Source organism: Curtobacterium sp. MCSS17_016 (assembly GCF_003234255.2).
GTDB lineage: Bacteria > Actinomycetota > Actinomycetes > Actinomycetales > Microbacteriaceae > Curtobacterium > Curtobacterium flaccumfaciens.
On the sequence record NZ_CP126254.1, the window covers coordinates 3,212,704 to 3,229,619 of the forward strand.

The 16,916-nt window shown below is 66.8% G+C and carries 21 protein-coding genes; 15 read left to right on the forward strand and 6 right to left on the reverse strand.

Features of this window, described 5'->3' with window-relative positions; all coding sequences use genetic code 11:
* Positions 1-29 precede the first annotated feature (29 nt).
* A complete protein-coding gene (locus DEJ19_RS15170) occupies positions 30-971 on the reverse strand; it encodes a LysR family transcriptional regulator (protein WP_017886883.1) in 942 nt (313 codons plus the stop codon).
* A gap of 119 nt (positions 972-1,090) precedes the next feature.
* Here DEJ19_RS15170 and DEJ19_RS15175 point away from each other — a divergent pair, with 119 nt between their 5' ends.
* The 11 genes from DEJ19_RS15175 to DEJ19_RS15220 all read left to right on the forward strand — a co-directional run bounded on the left by DEJ19_RS15175 (position 1,091) and on the right by DEJ19_RS15220 (position 10,785).
* Positions 1,091-2,050: a putative oxygenase MesX gene (locus DEJ19_RS15175; RefSeq protein WP_111232861.1), complete on the forward strand. Its 960-nt coding sequence runs from the start codon at positions 1,091-1,093 to the stop codon at positions 2,048-2,050.
* A gap of 37 nt (positions 2,051-2,087) precedes the next feature.
* Positions 2,088-3,137 carry a methionine synthase gene (locus tag DEJ19_RS15180; protein ID WP_111232860.1) on the forward strand — a complete coding sequence of 350 codons (1,050 nt, stop codon included), beginning with the start codon at positions 2,088-2,090 and terminating at the stop codon, positions 3,135-3,137.
* Between the two features lie 301 nt (positions 3,138-3,438).
* A complete protein-coding gene (locus DEJ19_RS15185) occupies positions 3,439-3,996 on the forward strand; it encodes a sporulation delaying protein family toxin (RefSeq protein ID WP_111232859.1) in 558 nt (185 codons plus the stop codon).
* 27 nt (positions 3,997-4,023) lie between these two features.
* The gene (locus DEJ19_RS15190; RefSeq protein ID WP_111232858.1) at positions 4,024-4,569 is read left to right on the forward strand and encodes a sporulation delaying protein family toxin; all 546 of its coding nucleotides are present in this window, start codon (positions 4,024-4,026) and stop codon (positions 4,567-4,569) included.
* The gene (locus DEJ19_RS15195; protein WP_111232857.1) at positions 4,569-5,123 is read left to right on the forward strand and encodes an SdpA family antimicrobial peptide system protein; all 555 of its coding nucleotides are present in this window, start codon (positions 4,569-4,571) and stop codon (positions 5,121-5,123) included. Before DEJ19_RS15190 ends, DEJ19_RS15195 begins: the two co-directional genes overlap by 1 nt.
* Positions 5,114-6,076 (forward strand): sporulation-delaying protein SdpB family protein, encoded by a 963-nt coding sequence (locus tag DEJ19_RS15200; protein ID WP_111232856.1) that lies wholly within the window; start codon positions 5,114-5,116, stop codon positions 6,074-6,076. The genes DEJ19_RS15195 and DEJ19_RS15200 overlap by 10 nt, the downstream gene beginning before the upstream one ends.
* An 11-nt stretch (positions 6,077-6,087) precedes the next feature.
* On the forward strand, positions 6,088-6,501 hold the full coding sequence (locus DEJ19_RS22025) for a DUF1648 domain-containing protein (protein WP_502869792.1): 414 nt from the start codon (positions 6,088-6,090) through the stop codon (positions 6,499-6,501).
* Positions 6,498-7,514 carry a CPBP family intramembrane glutamic endopeptidase gene (locus tag DEJ19_RS15205; RefSeq protein WP_111232854.1) on the forward strand — a complete coding sequence of 339 codons (1,017 nt, stop codon included), beginning with the start codon at positions 6,498-6,500 and terminating at the stop codon, positions 7,512-7,514. The genes DEJ19_RS22025 and DEJ19_RS15205 overlap by 4 nt, the downstream gene beginning before the upstream one ends.
* Before the next feature lie 96 nt (positions 7,515-7,610).
* Complete coding sequence (locus tag DEJ19_RS15210; protein ID WP_111232853.1) at positions 7,611-8,036, forward strand: hypothetical protein; 426 nt, start codon at positions 7,611-7,613, stop codon at positions 8,034-8,036.
* 416 nt (positions 8,037-8,452) lie between these two features.
* Positions 8,453-9,688, forward strand: coding sequence for an acyl-CoA dehydrogenase family protein (locus tag DEJ19_RS15215; RefSeq protein WP_111232852.1), 1,236 nt, complete (start codon positions 8,453-8,455; stop codon positions 9,686-9,688).
* A 122-nt stretch (positions 9,689-9,810) separates the two neighbouring features.
* Complete coding sequence (locus tag DEJ19_RS15220) at positions 9,811-10,785, forward strand: carboxypeptidase-like regulatory domain-containing protein (protein ID WP_111232851.1); 975 nt, start codon at positions 9,811-9,813, stop codon at positions 10,783-10,785.
* Between the two features lie 170 nt (positions 10,786-10,955).
* On the opposite strand, the gene DEJ19_RS15225 is transcribed toward DEJ19_RS15220, so the two are convergent.
* Together DEJ19_RS15225 and DEJ19_RS15230 are read right to left on the reverse strand one after the other, a co-directional pair.
* Positions 10,956-11,420: a hypothetical protein gene (locus tag DEJ19_RS15225; RefSeq protein WP_111232850.1), complete on the reverse strand. Its 465-nt coding sequence runs from the start codon at positions 11,418-11,420 to the stop codon at positions 10,956-10,958.
* Positions 11,417-11,626, reverse strand: a complete 210-nt coding sequence (locus DEJ19_RS15230) for a hypothetical protein (RefSeq protein WP_146250630.1) — start codon at positions 11,624-11,626, stop codon at positions 11,417-11,419. Before DEJ19_RS15230 ends, DEJ19_RS15225 begins: the two co-directional genes overlap by 4 nt.
* Before the next feature lie 145 nt (positions 11,627-11,771).
* Here DEJ19_RS15230 and DEJ19_RS15235 point away from each other — a divergent pair, with 145 nt between their 5' ends.
* On the forward strand, positions 11,772-12,410 hold the full coding sequence (locus tag DEJ19_RS15235; protein ID WP_181441486.1) for a Type 1 glutamine amidotransferase-like domain-containing protein: 639 nt from the start codon (positions 11,772-11,774) through the stop codon (positions 12,408-12,410).
* Positions 12,411-12,742: 332 nt separating this feature from the next.
* Here DEJ19_RS15235 and DEJ19_RS15240 read toward each other — a convergent pair whose 3' ends face one another.
* Together DEJ19_RS15240 and DEJ19_RS15245 are read right to left on the reverse strand one after the other, a co-directional pair.
* Complete coding sequence (locus DEJ19_RS15240) at positions 12,743-13,579, reverse strand: hypothetical protein (RefSeq protein ID WP_146250629.1); 837 nt, start codon at positions 13,577-13,579, stop codon at positions 12,743-12,745.
* A 38-nt stretch (positions 13,580-13,617) separates the two neighbouring features.
* Complete coding sequence (locus DEJ19_RS15245) at positions 13,618-14,325, reverse strand: DUF4839 domain-containing protein (RefSeq protein ID WP_181441485.1); 708 nt, start codon at positions 14,323-14,325, stop codon at positions 13,618-13,620.
* Between the two features lie 410 nt (positions 14,326-14,735).
* Between DEJ19_RS15245 and DEJ19_RS15250 the strand changes: the two genes are divergently transcribed.
* Entirely contained in the window at positions 14,736-14,864 is a 129-nt protein-coding gene (locus tag DEJ19_RS15250) for a hypothetical protein (RefSeq protein WP_258377359.1), read from the forward strand.
* Positions 14,865-15,089: 225 nt separating this feature from the next.
* The gene (locus DEJ19_RS15255; protein ID WP_111039819.1) at positions 15,090-15,602 is read left to right on the forward strand and encodes a GNAT family N-acetyltransferase; all 513 of its coding nucleotides are present in this window, start codon (positions 15,090-15,092) and stop codon (positions 15,600-15,602) included.
* Between the two features lie 8 nt (positions 15,603-15,610).
* On the opposite strand, the gene DEJ19_RS15260 is transcribed toward DEJ19_RS15255, so the two are convergent.
* Positions 15,611-16,156, reverse strand: a complete 546-nt coding sequence (locus DEJ19_RS15260; protein ID WP_111232846.1) for a cysteine hydrolase family protein — start codon at positions 16,154-16,156, stop codon at positions 15,611-15,613.
* Between the two features lie 104 nt (positions 16,157-16,260).
* On the opposite strand from DEJ19_RS15260, the gene DEJ19_RS15265 reads away from it, so the two are divergent.
* A complete protein-coding gene (locus DEJ19_RS15265; RefSeq protein WP_146250628.1) occupies positions 16,261-16,614 on the forward strand; it encodes a hypothetical protein in 354 nt (117 codons plus the stop codon).
* Positions 16,615-16,916 lie beyond the last annotated feature (302 nt).

A 16,916-nucleotide genomic window follows, 5' to 3' on the forward strand; every position in this document is an offset into this window, starting at 1 on the left:
ATCGCTGGAACCGCCGGACCGACGCCTGCCTACCCGAGCGGCTCCACGCCGTAGCTGGTGACCACCGCACGCAACTCGTCCAGGTAGGCCTGCGCCTGCACGGTGAGGGGAACCGACGCGTGCGCGATCCAGCCGATCTCGATGCGCTCGTCGACGTCGAGCGGGATGGCGACGATCTCGGGGTCCAGGTCGTCGCTGATCAGCCCGGTCGAGATCGTGTACCCGCCCAGGCCGATCATGAGGTTGAAGATCGTCGCCCGGTCCGACACCCGGATCTCCCGCTTGCTCGACATCGTCGACAGGATCTCCTCGGCCAGGTAGAAGGAGTTGTTCGCACCCTGGTCGAACGTGAGCCGCGGCAGGTCCGCGAGGTCCTCGAGGGTCGCACGCTCCCGCGACGCGAGCGGGTTCCGCTTGGCCACGAAGATGTGGGGCTGTGCGACGAACAGCGGTGTGAACACGACGCCGGCGTCCCGCAGCAGCTTGCCGAGCACCTGCTTGTTGAAGTCGTTGCGGTAGAGGATGCCCACCTCGCTGCGCAGCGTGCGGACGTCCTCGATGATGTCCCAGGTGCGCGTCTCGCGCAGCGAGAACTCGTACTCGTCCGCAGCAGCAGCTTCGACCATGCGCACGAAGGCCTCCACCGCGAACGAGTAGTGCTGGGCGGACACCCCGAGCAGCCGACGCGACCGCTGTCCACCGACGTAGCGCTGCTCGAGCAGGGAGACCTGCTCGACGACCTGCCGGGCGTACCCGAGGAACTCGACGCCGTCGACGGTGAGGACGACCCCCCTGGCCGATCGGGTGAAGAGCGGGCGTCCGATCCGCGTCTCGAGGTCCTTCATCGCCGCGGACATCGTCGGCTGCGATACGTAGAGCAGGTCGGCCGCTGCGCTGATCGAGCCCTCCGTCGCGACCTCGATGAAGTACCGGAGCTGCTGCAGGGTGATGTCGTTCGAGACACGGGCCATAGGCCGAGGCTATACCGGTGCATAGCGTCTCGGTATTACCTGATGGCCTGGGAATCCCGCCATGATCGAGGCACCCCTTCCCCAGCGCCCGCGGGCGCTCGACGAACAGATTGCCGACCATGGCGAACGACCTCACCTTCCGCATCACCCGGACCCGGTTCGACGAGGACTACTCCCCCGCCGACAGCTCCCGGCTGACCACGAACTTCGCCAACCTGGCGCGCGGCGAGCGCCGTCAGCAGAACCTCCGCGCTGCGCTGGCGATGATCGACGGGCGAGCGAACGAGCTGGCCGCGGCGGCGCACGACCGCTACCGTCTGCAGCTCGACATCGTCTCGGTGGCGCTGGAGTTCTCAGACGGCGGTTCGGACGCCGAGTTCCCGTTGCTCGAGATGCTCGACGTCACGATCGTCGACCAGCACACCGGCGAGCACCACCAGGGGATCCTCGGCAACAACTTCTCGTCGTACCTGCGCGACTACGACTTCTCGGTGCTGCTGCCGTCGTCGCCGTCGCTGCCGTCCGACTTCGGCCAGCTGCACGGGGCGCTCTTCCAGCGCTTCCTGGAGTCAGACGTGTTCGGGTCGCAGTTCGGTGCCGAGCCCGTCGTCTGCATCAGCGTCTCGACGAGCCAGACCTACCGCCGGAACGGGTACGTCCACCCGGTGCTCGGCGCCGAGTACGAGCACGAGCGCTCCTCGCTCACCGACGACTACTTCGGCCGGATGGGCATGCGGGTCCGGTACTTCCAGCCCGCCGGAGCGGCTGCCCCGCTCGCGTTCTACACGCGCGGCGACCTGACCGGCGACTACACGGACCTCCAGCTCATCGGCACGATCGCCACCATGGAGACGTTCCAGAAGATCTACCGCCCGGAGGTCTACGCAGCGAACACCCCGGCCGGCAGCACCTACCGCCCCACCCTCGACCACACCGACTTCACGCCCACCCCGGTGACCTACGACCGCGAGGAGCGCAGCCGCCTCGGGATCACGCAGGGCCGGTGGACCGAGGAGCACCTGGTGCGGCCGCACCACGCACTCCTCGCCCGGTGGGCTGACCCCGCCCTCGCGCGCTGACTTCCTCTGCCCTTCGACTGACTGGACCGTCACACCCATGCGTTCTCTCCTCCCCACCTCGATCGTCGGCAGCCTGCCGAAGCCGTCCTGGCTCGCCGAGCCCGAGCGACTCTGGTCCCCCTGGGAGCTGCAAGGAGCAGCACTGACCGAGGGCAAGCAGGACGCCCTGCGCTCCGCCGTGCACGAGCAGGAGCGCCGCGGCATCGACATCGTCAGCGACGGCGAGCAGACCCGCCAGCACTTCGTCACGACGTTCATCGAGCACCTGGACGGCGTCGACCTCGACCGCAAGGAGACCGTCCGGATCCGTGACCGGTACGACGCGGCCGTCCCGACCGTGGTCGGTGCCGTGAGCCGCCGGGCGCCGGTCTTCGTGGACGACGCTCGCTTCCTGCGCGCCCAGACCGACCGGCCGATCAAGTGGGCGCTGCCCGGCCCGATGACGATGATCGACACCCTCTCGGATCAGTACTACAAGAGCCGCGAGAAGCTGGCGTGGGAGTTCGCGACGATCCTCAACCAGGAAGCCCGGGAGCTCCAGGACGCCGGCGTCGACATCATCCAGTTCGACGAGCCCGCCTTCACCGTCTTCCACGACGAGGTGCAGGACTGGGGCGTGGCCGCACTCGAACGCGCCACCGAGGGCCTGCACGCTGAGACCGCCGTGCACATCTGTTACGGCTACGGCATCGAGGCGAACAACAAGTGGAAGGAGACGCTCGGGGCCGAGTGGCGGCAGTACGAGCAGTCCTTCCCGCTCCTGCAGCAGTCGTCGATCGACATCGTCTCGCTGGAGTGCATCCACTCCCACGTTCCCCTCGAGCTCGTCGAGCTGATCCGCGGCAAGAAGGTCATGCTCGGGGCGATCGACGTCGCGACCGAGACCGTGGAGACCCCGGAGGAGGTCGCGGAGGTGCTCCGTCGGGCGCTCGAGTTCGTCGACGCGGACAAGCTCATCCCGAGCTCCAACTGCGGGATGGCTCCCCTGGCGCGGGGTGCGGCGCTGGACAAGCTCGGCGCACTGTCGGCTGGTGCGGACATCGTGCGGGCCGAGCTCGTCGGCACGGCGGTCCCGTCGGCCCACTGATCACCGCGAGACGGCGGCTCTCCTCCGGAAGGAGGAGGGCCGCCGTTCCCGTTGCGTCCGCCGCGTGCGCGGCTCTCGATCCGGCCTGGAGGCGCGGCTTCCGGCCGGTCGACTGGGCGCGTTGGTACTGGTGTCGCGACCAGAACCCGAACCCGAACCCGAACCCGAACCCGAACCCGAACAGCGTTAGCGGGGTTCTGCGAGCGCCGCATTTCCAATCGGTCGATATGTTGCGGTTCAAACTTCACATCATGTACGTTCATACCCGTGCGCGGAGGGGCCGCGCGAGAAGGGGGCTTCGATGTCGAAGTTCATGATTACGGCTGCGGCCGTGATGGTCACCGTTTCCGCTGCAGCCACAGTGCCGGCGCTACCGGCCCACGCAACGTCACCGACAACGCAGCATCAGGTCGCTGCCGAGCGGGCTGCGCTCTCTGACCGCAACGTGATCGAGCTGTTCACCGGCCAGGGACGGATCATCGCCGAGCACCCGGAGCTTGCAAAGTACGTACCAAGCGGCGAGCAGAAGCTGACAGTTGCGCAGATCTCCGCCGTGACTGCGGAGTATCAGAACGCCTACCCGCAGTTTCACGAGAACATCACCGTCCCACTGCAGAGCGGCGACCCGTACCGAGTTCTCGACGCGCTGCACGCATTCGAAACCGCAACCGAACGCATCGCAACCTCGGAATCCGCCACCATCACCGGCGACGGCAAGTGCGCCCTGCTGGTCGCCGTTGCTGTCGCTGCAACGCTGTGGTTGGGCGTCCTTGTCTGGGTCGCGGGCCGATCCGGCTCCGCCCTGACCGAGGAACAGTTCGCGGCCGAGCTGACGGCTGCTTTGCCGTCGAGCAACTGACAAGAACCTCGAGAGGAAAAACCTTCGATGTCGAAGATCATGATCGCGGCTGCGGCCGTGATGGTCACCGTTTCCGCTGCAATCACGGTGCCGGCGCTGCCTGCCCAGGCAGCAACACCGACGACGCATCACCTCGCCGCCGAGCGAGCCCCGCTCTCCGATCGGAACGTGATCGAGCTGTTCACCGGGCAGGGGCGGGTCATCGCTGAGCACCCAGAGCTTGTCAAGTACGTACCGAGCGGCGAGCAGAAGCTGACAGCTGCGCAGATCTCCGCCGTAACCACGGAGTACCAGAACGCCTACCCGCAGTTTCACGACAACATCACCGTCCCGCTGCAGAGCGGCGACCCGTACCGGGTGCTCGATGCGCTGCACGCATTTGAAACCGCGACCAACCTCATCGCCACCTCGGACTCTGCCACCATTACCGGCGACGGCAAGTGCCTCGTCGTCGTCGCAGTCGGCGTCCTGGTCTGGGCGGCTGTTTCCGTGAAGGTGAAGTTGTGGCCGAAGTCAGGAAACCGCGATTCGAGTGCTGCCTTTGCCTCGGAGCTAACTCTCGCCCTGCGGTGATGAGTTCGGAACGAGTGCTCTGGCCGTTCGCCACGACGGTCGTGGTGCTGATGAGTTGGACGGCGCTCACCATCGTGCAGTCGCTGTCCCCACACGCGTTGTCGAGTCGTGAACCTGTCGCCGTGGCGGTCCGAGATGCTGTGCTGACGATAGCGCCACAGCGCTGGGAGTTCTTCACTGCGTCGTCAAAGGGCCGGCAGTACGTCGCCTACCGCACGCAGACAAGCGAATCGGCGCTTTCGCTGCCGCAAGGCAAAGAAGCGAACATGTTCGGCGTCTCGCGCGCGCAGCGTGCGCAGGGTCCTGAGCTAGCAGCGCTGCATCAGCAGGTGGCGAACTGGAAGAAGTGCGTGGACAAGTCTGCGTCTCAGAAGTGCATCCGGCAGGCAGCCGAAGAGCGACCGCAGGCTCTGAGGAATGGGGCGAAGCGGAAGACTCTCTGCGGAGATCTCCTCCTCGCTCAGGAGAAGGCGACTCCGTTCGAGTTCCGTAGCTTCGATCTCCCGAATTTCCGGGTGCTGCAGGCTGCACGTGTGGAGGTGTCGTGCAACTGATCTTCGCTGAGGTGAGCGCTCCCCGACTGCGGCGCACTCTCCGCGGGTTGGACCTTCAGACGCTCCGCTTCAGCGGCTTTCGCGGGACGCTCGTGCTGGCTCAACTCACGATCCTCGTGGCAACGCCGTACGACGCGTTGATGCAGACTCTGGTGGGAAGCGGAGCCGGACCGGTTTGTGATGGGCTTCGAAACGCTTCGACATACTGCCTTGGACGATCCTTGCCCGATGCGCTCGTCACATCCGCCATGGTCATGATCCTCATCGGGGTTGCGGCTGGGGTTGCGCCGACCGTGATGGCGATCCTGCACGCGTGGGTTGCGTTCTCGATCGCTGGGTCGATCTCGCTCCCCGACGGGGGCGACCAAGCGGCCGCGGTGTGCACCCTGCTCCTCGTCGCCGTCAGTTTCGCCGACCGACGTCGCTGGCTGCTCGGTCCGCCGCATACCGTCGCGAACTGGCGCCGACAAGTGGCGCTCGCAGGTCTCATGGTCATGCGAGTGCAGGTCACTGCGATCTACTTCAACGCCGCGATCGCCAAGCTGTTCGCGCCCGAATGGGTCAACGGCACAGCCGAGTACTACGTCCTTCGGGACCCGTTCTTCGGGGCGAGCGGACCGCTTGCTCCTGTCCTACAAGCTGCAACAACGCTGCCCGCTGTGACGGTGGGCGTGACCTGGGGTGCGGTGATAGCGGAGATCGCGATCGGTGTGCTGATTCTGTGTGGCCCGCGAAGTCGTTCGATTGCCTTGGTCCTGTGCGTGGTGCTGCACGGGGCGATCATCATCACGATGGGGCTCTGGAGCTTCGGGCTGATCATGATTGCGATCGTCGGCATCGCCGCGATGCCGTACACGCCGCATGAGCAGACGCACCAGTTCTGGTCCCGCCTCGGCAGAAGGCAGCACGGTACCGTGCACAGCCCTAGCGTGAATGGCGCTGGGGTCCGGTGAGCGCGCAGCACGTGCGTAGCGCGTCTCTTGGCTCCCTCGCCGCGGCCGTCCCCGTCTTCATCGAGATCGCAGTCACGAGTGTGTGGTGGAACCGACTCCCCGATCGGATCGCTACGACCTTCGGTCCTGACGGCAGCCCAGGCGGATACGGGACCCCGTTGGGGACGGTGAGCCTTCTCGCTGCCGTGCAGACCCTCTTTCTCGTCGCTGCGGTCGGATCTGCCTTCGCTCGAGAGCGGCGGAAAGGTCGGATCGCCTGCGCGGTCACCGCTGGATTCATCGCCGCTGTGGCGATCAGTTGGCTGATCATCGCGGGAGTCGCGGCCTCGACCGTGGCACCAGAAGCTTGGTGGGCAATCCTGGCGGGCCCGGCGTGGGCAGTCGTTCCGTACTGGCTGCTACGACTCGACAAGGAGGCACCATGAGCGAGATCAGGGCGCGAAAGAACGAGAGCGAGACCGCAGCTGGGAGGTCGCGGGGCACTCGGTGGGGTGCGGTCAGCGTGTTCATGTGCCTGGCCTACGGTGCGGCGTGGGTGTTGCTCTGGCCAGCAATTCAGGCGAGCGCGGACCTCTCGGACCCCGTCGGGAACCCTGGTGCGTACATCGCGACCGTGGCGATGATGTTCACACCGGGCCTCGCAGCGCTGCTGGTCGCGGTCACGCTCGAACGTCGCCGCGGGAAAGCGATCCTGGTTGCGCTCGGGCTGGCTGGCTTCTTCACGCGTCGAGGCTGGCGCTTCGCTCTCGCAGGCATCGCCGGAGCTGCTGTGCTGATCTCCGGCAGCTGGGGCCTCGGGATGCTGTTCGGGTGGGTGCAGCTCGACCCCGAACACTCCATGGCGAAAGAACTCATCGTTCGAGTCACGGGCGAGCAACCGCCGATGCCGATGGCGCTCCTGGCGCTGCTGCAACTGCTGAACCTCCCGATCGGGATTGCCATCACCGCGATCGCTGCGACCGGCGAAGAAGTCGGTTGGCGCGGCTGGCTCCTCCCGAAACTGCTGCCGCTCGGCACTGGATGGGCGCTGTGCGTGAGCGGCGCGATCTGGGGTCTCTGGCACGCTCCCGCGATCCTGCTCGGCCTGAACTACGAGGAACGCAATCCCCTCGGGATCATCATGATGATGATCGGCTGTGTCGGCGCGGGCGTGCTGATCGGCTGGCTTCGGCTTGCGAGTGGATCGCTTCTGCCCTGCGTGCTCGCCCATGCGGCACTCAACAGCTTCGCCTCGTACCAGTCCATGCTCTTCCCGCCTTTCGACGAACGCCTTGTCGGGCCGCTCGCCATCACCGGATGGGTCGTCATGGCGCTCTTGATCGCGGCGTGCGTGTTGCGGGCAACTCGACTTCGCCAGCGACACGGCTCGCAACTGGGCAGGCCCGAGGTCCGCAACACCGAACTGTTCCAGTCGCCGGGCGAACGCCTGAGGGACTGAACGGACCACCGCAGCCTCGGACCCGGAGGGTCGGGTCCCTCCGGCCTGAAGGTCGGCGTCTGCGAGGCGTCAGACTCGAGGGCGTTGACTACGGTCATGATCACCAAGGGTGTCATCCACCAGGTCGAGAGTGCGACTGTCCGCGATCGCAACGGCGTATCAGTGGGCAAGGTCGTGCAGGTGTTCCCCTCCGACGAGGACGGTAGTGCGGCCTACGTCTGTGTCGCGACGGGACTGCTCGGGCGTCACCAGGCGCTCGTCCCCGCCGACGACGCCACGTTCGACGGAACCGACGTGCACGTCGGGTACACGAAGGACGCGATCAAGGACGCGCCGTCCCTCGGAGCCGGACGCACCTTGTCCCCCGCCGAGGCGAACGCCGTCCGCAAACACTTCGGGCTGTCCCGCACCGGCGCTGCGACCGGAGACATGGGTGACCCCCACGAGAACCTCGATCAGGCCGGGACAGGTCTTGCGGGTGCCGACGACACCGAGGGCGCAGGGACGACACCGCCGTCCTGAACCTCACCGGAGTGAACGGCGCCGAGACCACGGCTATCGCCCACACCAAGCAAGGCAGCGGCCGGTCCTCTGGCGGGTGCGCGCTCGCTCGATGATGCGCGCTCCTGTGAGCGTGGCCGACGCGGGTCTCTCGGAGGAGCATTCCCGTCTTCGTCCGACCGGCTCCGCGGCCATCGCACACGCGCAGCACCGCGAAACGGCTGCTGCGAACGCTCACGGCGTCGCAGCGTGGTCACGTGTCATGGGAAGTCACCCTCCGACACACATCGACACAACCCTTCTCGCGGGCGTTCGGCGATGCCACAGTCTCGCGATGGCGCACATCTGGTCGGGCTGTCCGCCCACACCGGACGAATCGACACCAGACGGCGCCACACCACGCGACAGGTAGCAACCCAGAGCACGAAGGAGTCCTCGTGACCATCAGCAACCAGACCGCCGACAGCACGATCGACGAGGGCGCCAACGACGAGCTCCTCGCCCGTTTCCGTCCGATCTTCGACCGCATCGCTGCCGGCGCCTCCGAGCGCGAACGCGACCACCGCCTCCCGTTCGAGGAGATCCGCGAACTCGCCGCCGCAGGATTCGGCGCCGTCCGCGTCCCCGTCGCCCACGGCGGAGCCGGGGCGACCCTGCCCCAGCTGTTCCGCCTGCTGACCGAACTCGCCGCCGCTGACAGCAACATCCCCCAGGCGCTCCGCGGCCACTTCGCACTGGTGGAGGACCGGCTGGTCGCCCGGACCGGGGAACGCGAGGGGTGGCTGGACCGCTTCGGCCGCGGTGAGATCGCCGGCAACTCGTGGACCGAGGTCGGGTCAGTGCAGGTCGGCGATGTGATCACGAAAGTGACCCCGCAGCCGGACGGCACGTTCCGGATCACCGGGCAGAAGTACTACTCGACCGGCAGCATCTTCGCCGACTGGATCGACACCTACGCCGAGCGCACGGACACCGGCGAGCGGATCATCGCGATCGTCGACGCGCACCAGCCCGGGGTCACCCACACGGACGACTGGGACGGGTTCGGGCAGCGCACCACCGGCTCCGGCACCAGCACCTTCGACGACGCCGTCGTGCAGGCCGACGCGGTGATCCCCTTCGACGAGCGGTTCAAGTACCAGACGGCGTTCTACCAGGGCGTGCTGTTGAGCGTCCTCGCCGGGTCCGTCCTCGCAGCCGAGCGGGAGATCGCGCGCGAGGTCCGGAACCGCACCCGCGTCTTCTCGCACGGCAACGCCGACACGATCGCAGCCGACCCGCAGATCCTCCAGGTCGTCGGCGAGGTGTCGGCGGCCGGGTTCGCCGCCACTGCGATCGTCGACCGGGCCGCCGCGGCCCTGCAGGGTGCGTACGAGGGAGCCGGGCTCGACACAGCCGAGGACGAGCGCCGCAACGACCGCGCCGAACTCGCGACCGCACAGGCGCAGGTGGCGCTGACCACCCTGGCGACGACGGCGACCTCGCATCTGTTCGACGCGCTCGCGGCGTCCGGGGTGAGCACGACGAAGAACCTCGACCGGCACTGGCGGAACGCTCGCACCGCGGGCAGCCACAACCCGTGGGTGTTCAAGGCACGGATCATCGGTGACCACGCGGTCAACGGTGCCGAACCGCCCCGCGTCTGGGCGATCGGCGCGACCCGCACCTCGTGACGCTTGTCGAAGCCGGGACGGCTTCCGCGTGACCGCTGCTGCGATGTGCCTGCCTCACCGCCCGCCCGCCGTGCGCGTACAGTCCCTGGCAACGCACGGCTGGCCAACGACCGGGGAACGCGATGCGACTGATCACGGGGATGACACTGGCCGTTGCGCTGGCAGCAGGCGCGCTGATCGGCCTCGCGCCACCAGCGACTGCGGCCGGATCCGGAACGATCACCGCGCAGCTCGCAATGCCGGACGGCACCGCGATCCGGCTGGCGGACGTCGAACTCGCAGCGATCGGCACGGACGTCGTCGTCGGGAACGCCACCACCGACGATGACGGCACCGCCACGTTCACCGGCATCCCCGCACCGGACACCATCACGGTGACGACGCGGCAGCTCCCGCCGCACGGAACGGAGACCTACGCACCCAGACTCCGCTCGGGCATCGCCGTCCGCGGCGGCTCGACAGTCGCGGTCACCGTGCCGCTCGTGATCGGCGCCACCGTGCAGGGCGGTGTGGTCGGCCCCACGGGACCCGCCGCCGGTCGCCTGATGTACGCCTGGAACGAGGACACCTCGCAGGTGTTCCGGACGACCTCGGACAGGGCGGGCCAGTACCAGTTCGTCGGGTTGAGCACCGGGAAGTACCGCATCGAGGCCTACGCCAGTGGAACGGCGTCGCCCGCCGTCTGGAAGACCAGGGTGTACCAGCAGCGAGGGACCCTCCCGGCGTCGCGGGTCACGTTGTCACAGCACTACGCCCACAGCGACTACGACCTGGTCGTCTACGCGGCCTCGGCATCCCGCAGCCCGTCGGCGCAGCTGAGCGGCGCGCGCGTCACCGTGACGAACACGACGACCGGTGCGTCGTTCTCGACACGGTTCTCAACGCTGCTCGACAGCGAGCAGACGGCGCAGTTCCAGATCCCCTCCGGTCAGTACGTGGTGGAGCTCCGGACCGTGGCGACGGCCGCAACGACCGCGCAGGTGCTGTGGCTCGGACGTCCGGGCGGCGTGTACCGGTACGTGGCCGACCGAGCGCAGGCCGTGCCGGTGAAGGTCGTGTTCGGCGGTGGCAACTTCTGGGGCGGCGCCCTCGGGTGATCCGGACCCAGCACCATTCCCAGCCCAGCCCAGGGCTGGCCGGACGCGGTTGGCTGCGCGACTGCACGCGGTCGCGTGAGCAGCAACGGACAGGAGGCACGGTGCCAGCTGGCACCGCGCCTCCTGTCCGGCACACGGTCGCGGACACGCGACGGTGGCGTCGCCACCTTCTACATGTCGTCGATGAGACGGAGCGTGTAGCCGTCGGGCACCGTCTGGTGTTCGACGTAGTGCATGAACACCGGCGCAGCCTGGTCGGCCGTGAACAGCTCGGCAGGATGCCGAGGCTCGTGCGCTGCCTGAACGTCGATGGTCTCCGTGAGCGGTTCGGTGAGGTCGTGGTCACGGCCGACGATGTAGAAGCGGTACTCCCCGTCGTCCTCGCGACGGCGCAGCTCCACGCTCATCTTCTCCGCGGTGCCACCGGCCTGCAGGTAGGAGTTGCCGTACTCGTCGATGACCGACTGCGGGCCGGCGCGCCAGGTCTGGTCGTCGATCGGCGCGGAGAAGACGAGCCACGCGAAGTGGTCGTCGTTGTCGAGGAGGCCGAGGCTGCGTCGCACCTGGTCCGGGAGCGGGCGGAACGTGTCGTTCAGCACACTGCTGACTGACCCGTTGGACTTCATGATGATCAAGGCGGGCTACTCCATGTGCTCGTAGGCGACAGACGCAAGCTTTTCAAGCCCGCGGAAAGCGGCCACGGCATGAGCACCATCAACAGAAGCCACGACCCGGGGCGGGTGGTGTTGATGATGAGGTTTAGCAGTCCGAGCGCGAGCAGAAGACTGGCTGCGATCACCACGAACCACGCAAACGGGCGCGGATACTTCGGCGGCTTCACCAGCTCAACGTAACCGCGGACACATTGTCTCGCATGACGATCGGCTATTGAGACGGGGCCGCCAGCACCTGGCGCGCTTCGCCGACGGGCGCTGCTCTTCCGTGGCGGGCAACGGTGTCGGTGGGCCTCTCTAGGGTCACGTTCCGTGAAGATCCTGCTGCTATCCCGTAACACCGGGGCGATCCTGCCCTTCCTGACCGGATCGAACCGCGCGAAGGCGCCGCTCGACGGGTTCCGAATTGCCTACATCGACGACGCGCAGCAATCGTTCGCGGGCGCTGCCTTCGTCGAAGTGGAACGTGCAGCCCTCGAGGAGCTTGCGGGCCACATCGTCCCCGTCACCGCGCGAGGAACCGCGACCCACCGGTTCGACCAGATCCTCGCTGACGTCGACGCCGTGTACGTGGCCAGCGGAAGCACCTTTGCCCTCCTGGAAGCGCTGCGCGAGAGTGGGAATGCCGCCGTGCTGGTCGAGCGCGTTTGGGCTGGTCTGCCGTACATCGGTGCGAGCGCCGGCTCGATCATCGCCGTACCAGACGTAACCCCGGCATCCTTGATGGACGATCCCGCTGACGGGCCCGCGCTCACCAACTACGCCGGACTCGCGCTGATCGACCAAACGGTCATCCCGCACGCGGACGGCCTCCTGCCCCCGTACCCACCGGAACTCGTCCAGAAGACTATCGACACATACCGCGGCGCCTACGCCCTGACACCACTGAACGATGACCAGGCTCTGCTCATGGACAACGGTCGCATGAGCGTGATCCGATCTGAACCCTGACCAATATTGGCTTACCGGCCCTTGTCCCGGTTGAGGATCGTCAATCGTAGCGGCGCCACGCCTGCGCCGCGTGAGGCGCTTGCGCGCCTCGACGGTGAGGGAGGCGACCAGCAGGGCAGCGGAGGCGACGAACGCTCGGGCTGCGACCGGCCATCCGGCGCTGAGCAGTAGCACGAACCCGGCGACAACCGCGACCGCGGGCCCGAGGGCCCGAGGGCGAGGACGACGGCGTTGACACCGGCCGAGGGCCGGGTGCCGGTGACGCGGGTGACGATGCTGTTGCTGCTCATGTCAGAGGTATGCGCGGACGAAGCAAGAAGTTCGCGTGCCGGTCAGGTTGTCGGCGCGGACTTCGCGTCCATGTCCTTCAACCACTTGTCCGTGGGAGCCCAACCGCCGGTCCGACTCACTGCGTACCGCAGGAGCACGTCCCGGCGAACGGATGGCTTCCATTTCGCGCGCTGCCACTCGGGCAGTTCGTGGAGGTCGGAGATGAACACCTTCGCGCTGTTGTCGAGGAGCGCGTACGCGGATCGCCACTCCTCAGCAACCCGCTGCGGTGCCCACCGCAATGCGTACTCAGCGCCGACGTCGTTTCTCGACTCCATCCGGCTGCGGATGAACGCTTCAACGACCGGTTTCCTCGACATCGGCTTCGCGGCCCTGACCCCGGCATCTTCGATGGCCGCCTGGATGAGTTGCTGCGCCCGCGCCAACCGTTCACGTCGTTCCCGGTCGCGTTTCTCGTCCGCGTCTTCCTGCCATTCCTCGAGCTCGGCGGTCAGCTCCTGCGACCAGTCGACGGCCGCCCACCATGCGTAGGACACGCCCGCGCCGATGAACTGGAGGTCCATCCCCTCCAGGTCGCCGTCGTGACTCGCGGCGTTGTTCCGGAGGCTGGCGGGCACCCCTTCAGCGTCGCCGAGGAACTCCGCCAGGTCGAACGTCCGCTCTCCGAGGGTGACGAACGCCGCGCCGACATGGCTTGCGATGTCGAGCGCGTCGTCGAGGGTGACCTCGGGAGCAGCGAACAGCACGTCGGTGTTCTTCACGACCATCGCCGGCAGCAGCCGTAGGTTTCGGCCCGCCGCTTCCAACGGAGCCCGCTCGAGCATCGCCCGCAGTTCTGCAGGGGTGACGGTCGAGGGAACCTCGTCATCATCGGGCATGGCTTGACCGTATCGGATGGACGCGACAGCGCAGATGATTACCGGAAGGAGGTCGCCACTGGCCTCAGGCGGAACAGGCACTGGTCGGCGTTGTAGTCCGCCACCTCCGCGCTGATGCCGAGGTTCGTGCCGACACCGATGTGACCGGGCCCCTCATTCTTATAGTGCATGTCGTACGTCGTGTTCACGTCATTGAACTGGAACGCCGGGCCCGGCGCGGATGTCTCGCTGAAGTCCCCCGCGCCGATGAGGATGTCGTACCTGGTCTTCGCCGAGCCATGCGGAGCCATCGCTCCAATAGAGCCGTCGAAGCGGACGATCCGTCCTTTGTTCCCGTCGGCGAACGCTGCGAGCGAGGCGTCGCAGGTGTCGGTTAGTTGCAGCAGCGCTGCGAACTGGGGCGAGTTCTCGGCCGTGATGACCGCCGGGGCGTCCGTGGTCGGGCTCGGCGCCGCGACCTTCGACGGGCGTACGGCGGTAGTCGTGGCTGACGTGGCGGAGGTGGTTGGTGCCTTCGCCTCGGCTGGTGCGTCCTCGCCGCTTCCGAACCCTCCGGTGGCGCCGAGGACGATGACGACGACCAGCGCTGCGGCTCCAGCTCCGGTGGCGATGAGAGTGGGCCGGCCGACCCGCTTGTTCGGCCGACGGAACTCCAGCTGCGACTGCAGCCGTCCCTGCGTCATCGTGACCAGTTCCCAGCCGTCCTGCTCCCACCTGGTCTGCGTCCGGGATTCCAGGCCGCGCACCGACTTCACTGTCCGTGTCTCGTATTTCGGCTGTTCCCCGGTCATCTCGGCCCTTCAGTCCTCGTCGACAGTCTGTCGAGCGTCTCTCAGAGTAAGGGCGGAGTCACGTCTTTTCGGCTTCTGGAAGCGTCGCTCCCCGCACGGTGCGGTTTCGCTGCGGAGAGCCGCCGCCGTCCATGCTGATAGGTACCGGCCGACGGCCACTGACGAGCCTCGTCAAGCGCCTCGTACCGCTGTTGCTGCCGCTGCTGCTGATCGGGCTGTGGATTTGGCTTGAAGCCGTGCAGCCGATGCCCGCTCCCGCGCACGCCATCGGCTGGGTTTTGCTGCTTGGGCTACTAGTCGCCGTAGTTCGACCGCTCTAGGTTCGACGACAGGAAATCCCGATTGGGCCGGGACACCGGATCCGGATGGAGTCTCGAGCGCAGACGGTTGCTCGTCGTGCCGACAAGAATAAGAACGTCAAGGTCGCAGCGATCACCACGATCGTGACGGTTCCCCTTGTCCTGACGAACCTCTTCGGGCTCGTGTTCCGCTGACTTGTTTGATTGAGACAAGGTCGGCTATCGGCACGAAGGAGTGCGCGGCCAAGCTACGTTCCGCGACGGCCATTTCCATGACGAGGTGATCATGTCGGCACTTGTCCGCGACTGGCCCGCCGGGTCGTAGCGTCCCGTCCGTCACCGTAGCGGGCTCTGCCCGCCGCTCGTGCCCGGTAGTCGATCGTTCACCGAGACGTCCTTCGGGACTCCTACGCTTGCGGCATGGCACGACTGATCCGATTCGCCCAGGCAAGCGACGCGCATGCTGTCGAGCGGATTGAGAACGACGCGGACCAGCTGCTGATTGATTTCCTGCACGCCGACGTGTGGTCTCCAGCCCCTCCCGGGATCACGCGACTCTCCGAGCCCGGCTTCCTGCTCGCCGTCGACGTCGACGCCGAAGTCGCTGGATTCGTGCACGTGCTCGAGGTGGACGGCATCTGCCACCTCGAGCAGCTGTCGGTAGCGCCGGGGCTGGCGCGGCAGGGCCTGGGTCGAGCGCTCGTCGAAGCTGCAAAGGACCAATCGCGCGAGCGTGGCTACGAGCACATCTCTCTCCGCACGTACGCAGGAGTGCCTTGGAACGCGCCGTTCTACGCAACAGCCGGCTTCGCTGAGGAAGACCCAGTCACCTCGTTCCATCGGTCACTACTCGCAGTCGAGGCCGAGCATGGCCTCGACCGGTACGGACGACGAGTACAGATGGGCGCGCCCTTGACGATCATGCGACCGTAGACGATCGCTCACCGATCGGGCTGCAGCTGCACCTGGTCATACCGCTCGGCCGAATACCTGTGGCCGGGGTAGCGCAGGCTGTCGAAGAACATGTTCGTGTGCGCGATGATCTGCTCGCCGGTAATGAGGACGCCGTCGTGCTCGGCGTCCGTCGTCGTGTGCGCGTCGGACACCAGCGTGACATCAAACCCACGCGCGGCCGCTGCTTGCGTGGTCGTCCGGATGCAGTAGTCGCTCTGGGCGCCGGCAACGACGAGGTGTTCCACGCCCAAGGAGTCCAGGACGTCGGCGAGGTCAGTGTCTGCAAAGGAGTCGCGGTACTCCTTCCGGACGAGCGGCTCGTTCCCCGCTCTTTCGAGCGGTGCCGCGAGTGCCCACTCATCAGTGCCTTCTGCGAAGCTGCCGTGATCCTGCACCCAGACCACAGGCACGCTTGTCGATCGCGCGCGCTCGACGAGCTGCGCAGTACGACCGAGCACGCCGGCGACGTCGAAGCAGCCCTGGACGACGCCACGCTGAAGGTCGATGACGAGAAGCGCAGTCGTATCGGGCACACCCCATCGTCTCAGCTAATGCGTCCGGTGGCAGATCGGCTAACGGACGCGTCTGGCGCAGCATGCACCGACCAGCCATCGGCTGGACATGGCAGGCTCGAGGCATGGGGTGGATGAAGCAGGTGCCGACGTGGATGGCGGGCGTCATCATGGCCGTCATGTTTGCCGGCGCATGGTTTGGAGCGACCTTCATCACGACGCCGGAACTAGGCGTCGGACCTCGAGCGCTTCTGTCTATCATCGTCGGCGCGTTCTACGGCATCTTCATGGGAATCTGGGTCGGCCGGACACGACGTGCTCATGGGCGGGTAGGCAGCGTCCCGAGTTCAGCAAGGCTGTCCGTCGGGGCACCGTTCCATCCGACGTTGACATCGCCGATTGGCGGCGAGCATTGCAATCTCGCCAACAGCAGTACCGGCCGCTCCGATGGTTGGCACCGGTGTTCTACCTGCCGATAACGGCTCTCGCCATCTGGCTCGCCTCGCGATATTCGTCATCACCGTCGTGACCACGCCACGGGTGCTCCGCAACACGACGACGATGCTCACCGAGCTCGATCGACGCGAAGCAACGCAGCACTCCGCGCAGTGACGTGCAGCGCGGACTACTGCGCATCAGGACTTCGGGCCGGGGAACAAGGTTCCGGACCTTGGGGGTTCACGTGATCGAAGCTTGGCCACTAGGAAGTTGGACGACGGGACGGCAAGTCGTCGAAGGAGTCCAGTGAGCAACCCTTAGATTGCTGTCGCTCCGAGTTGGG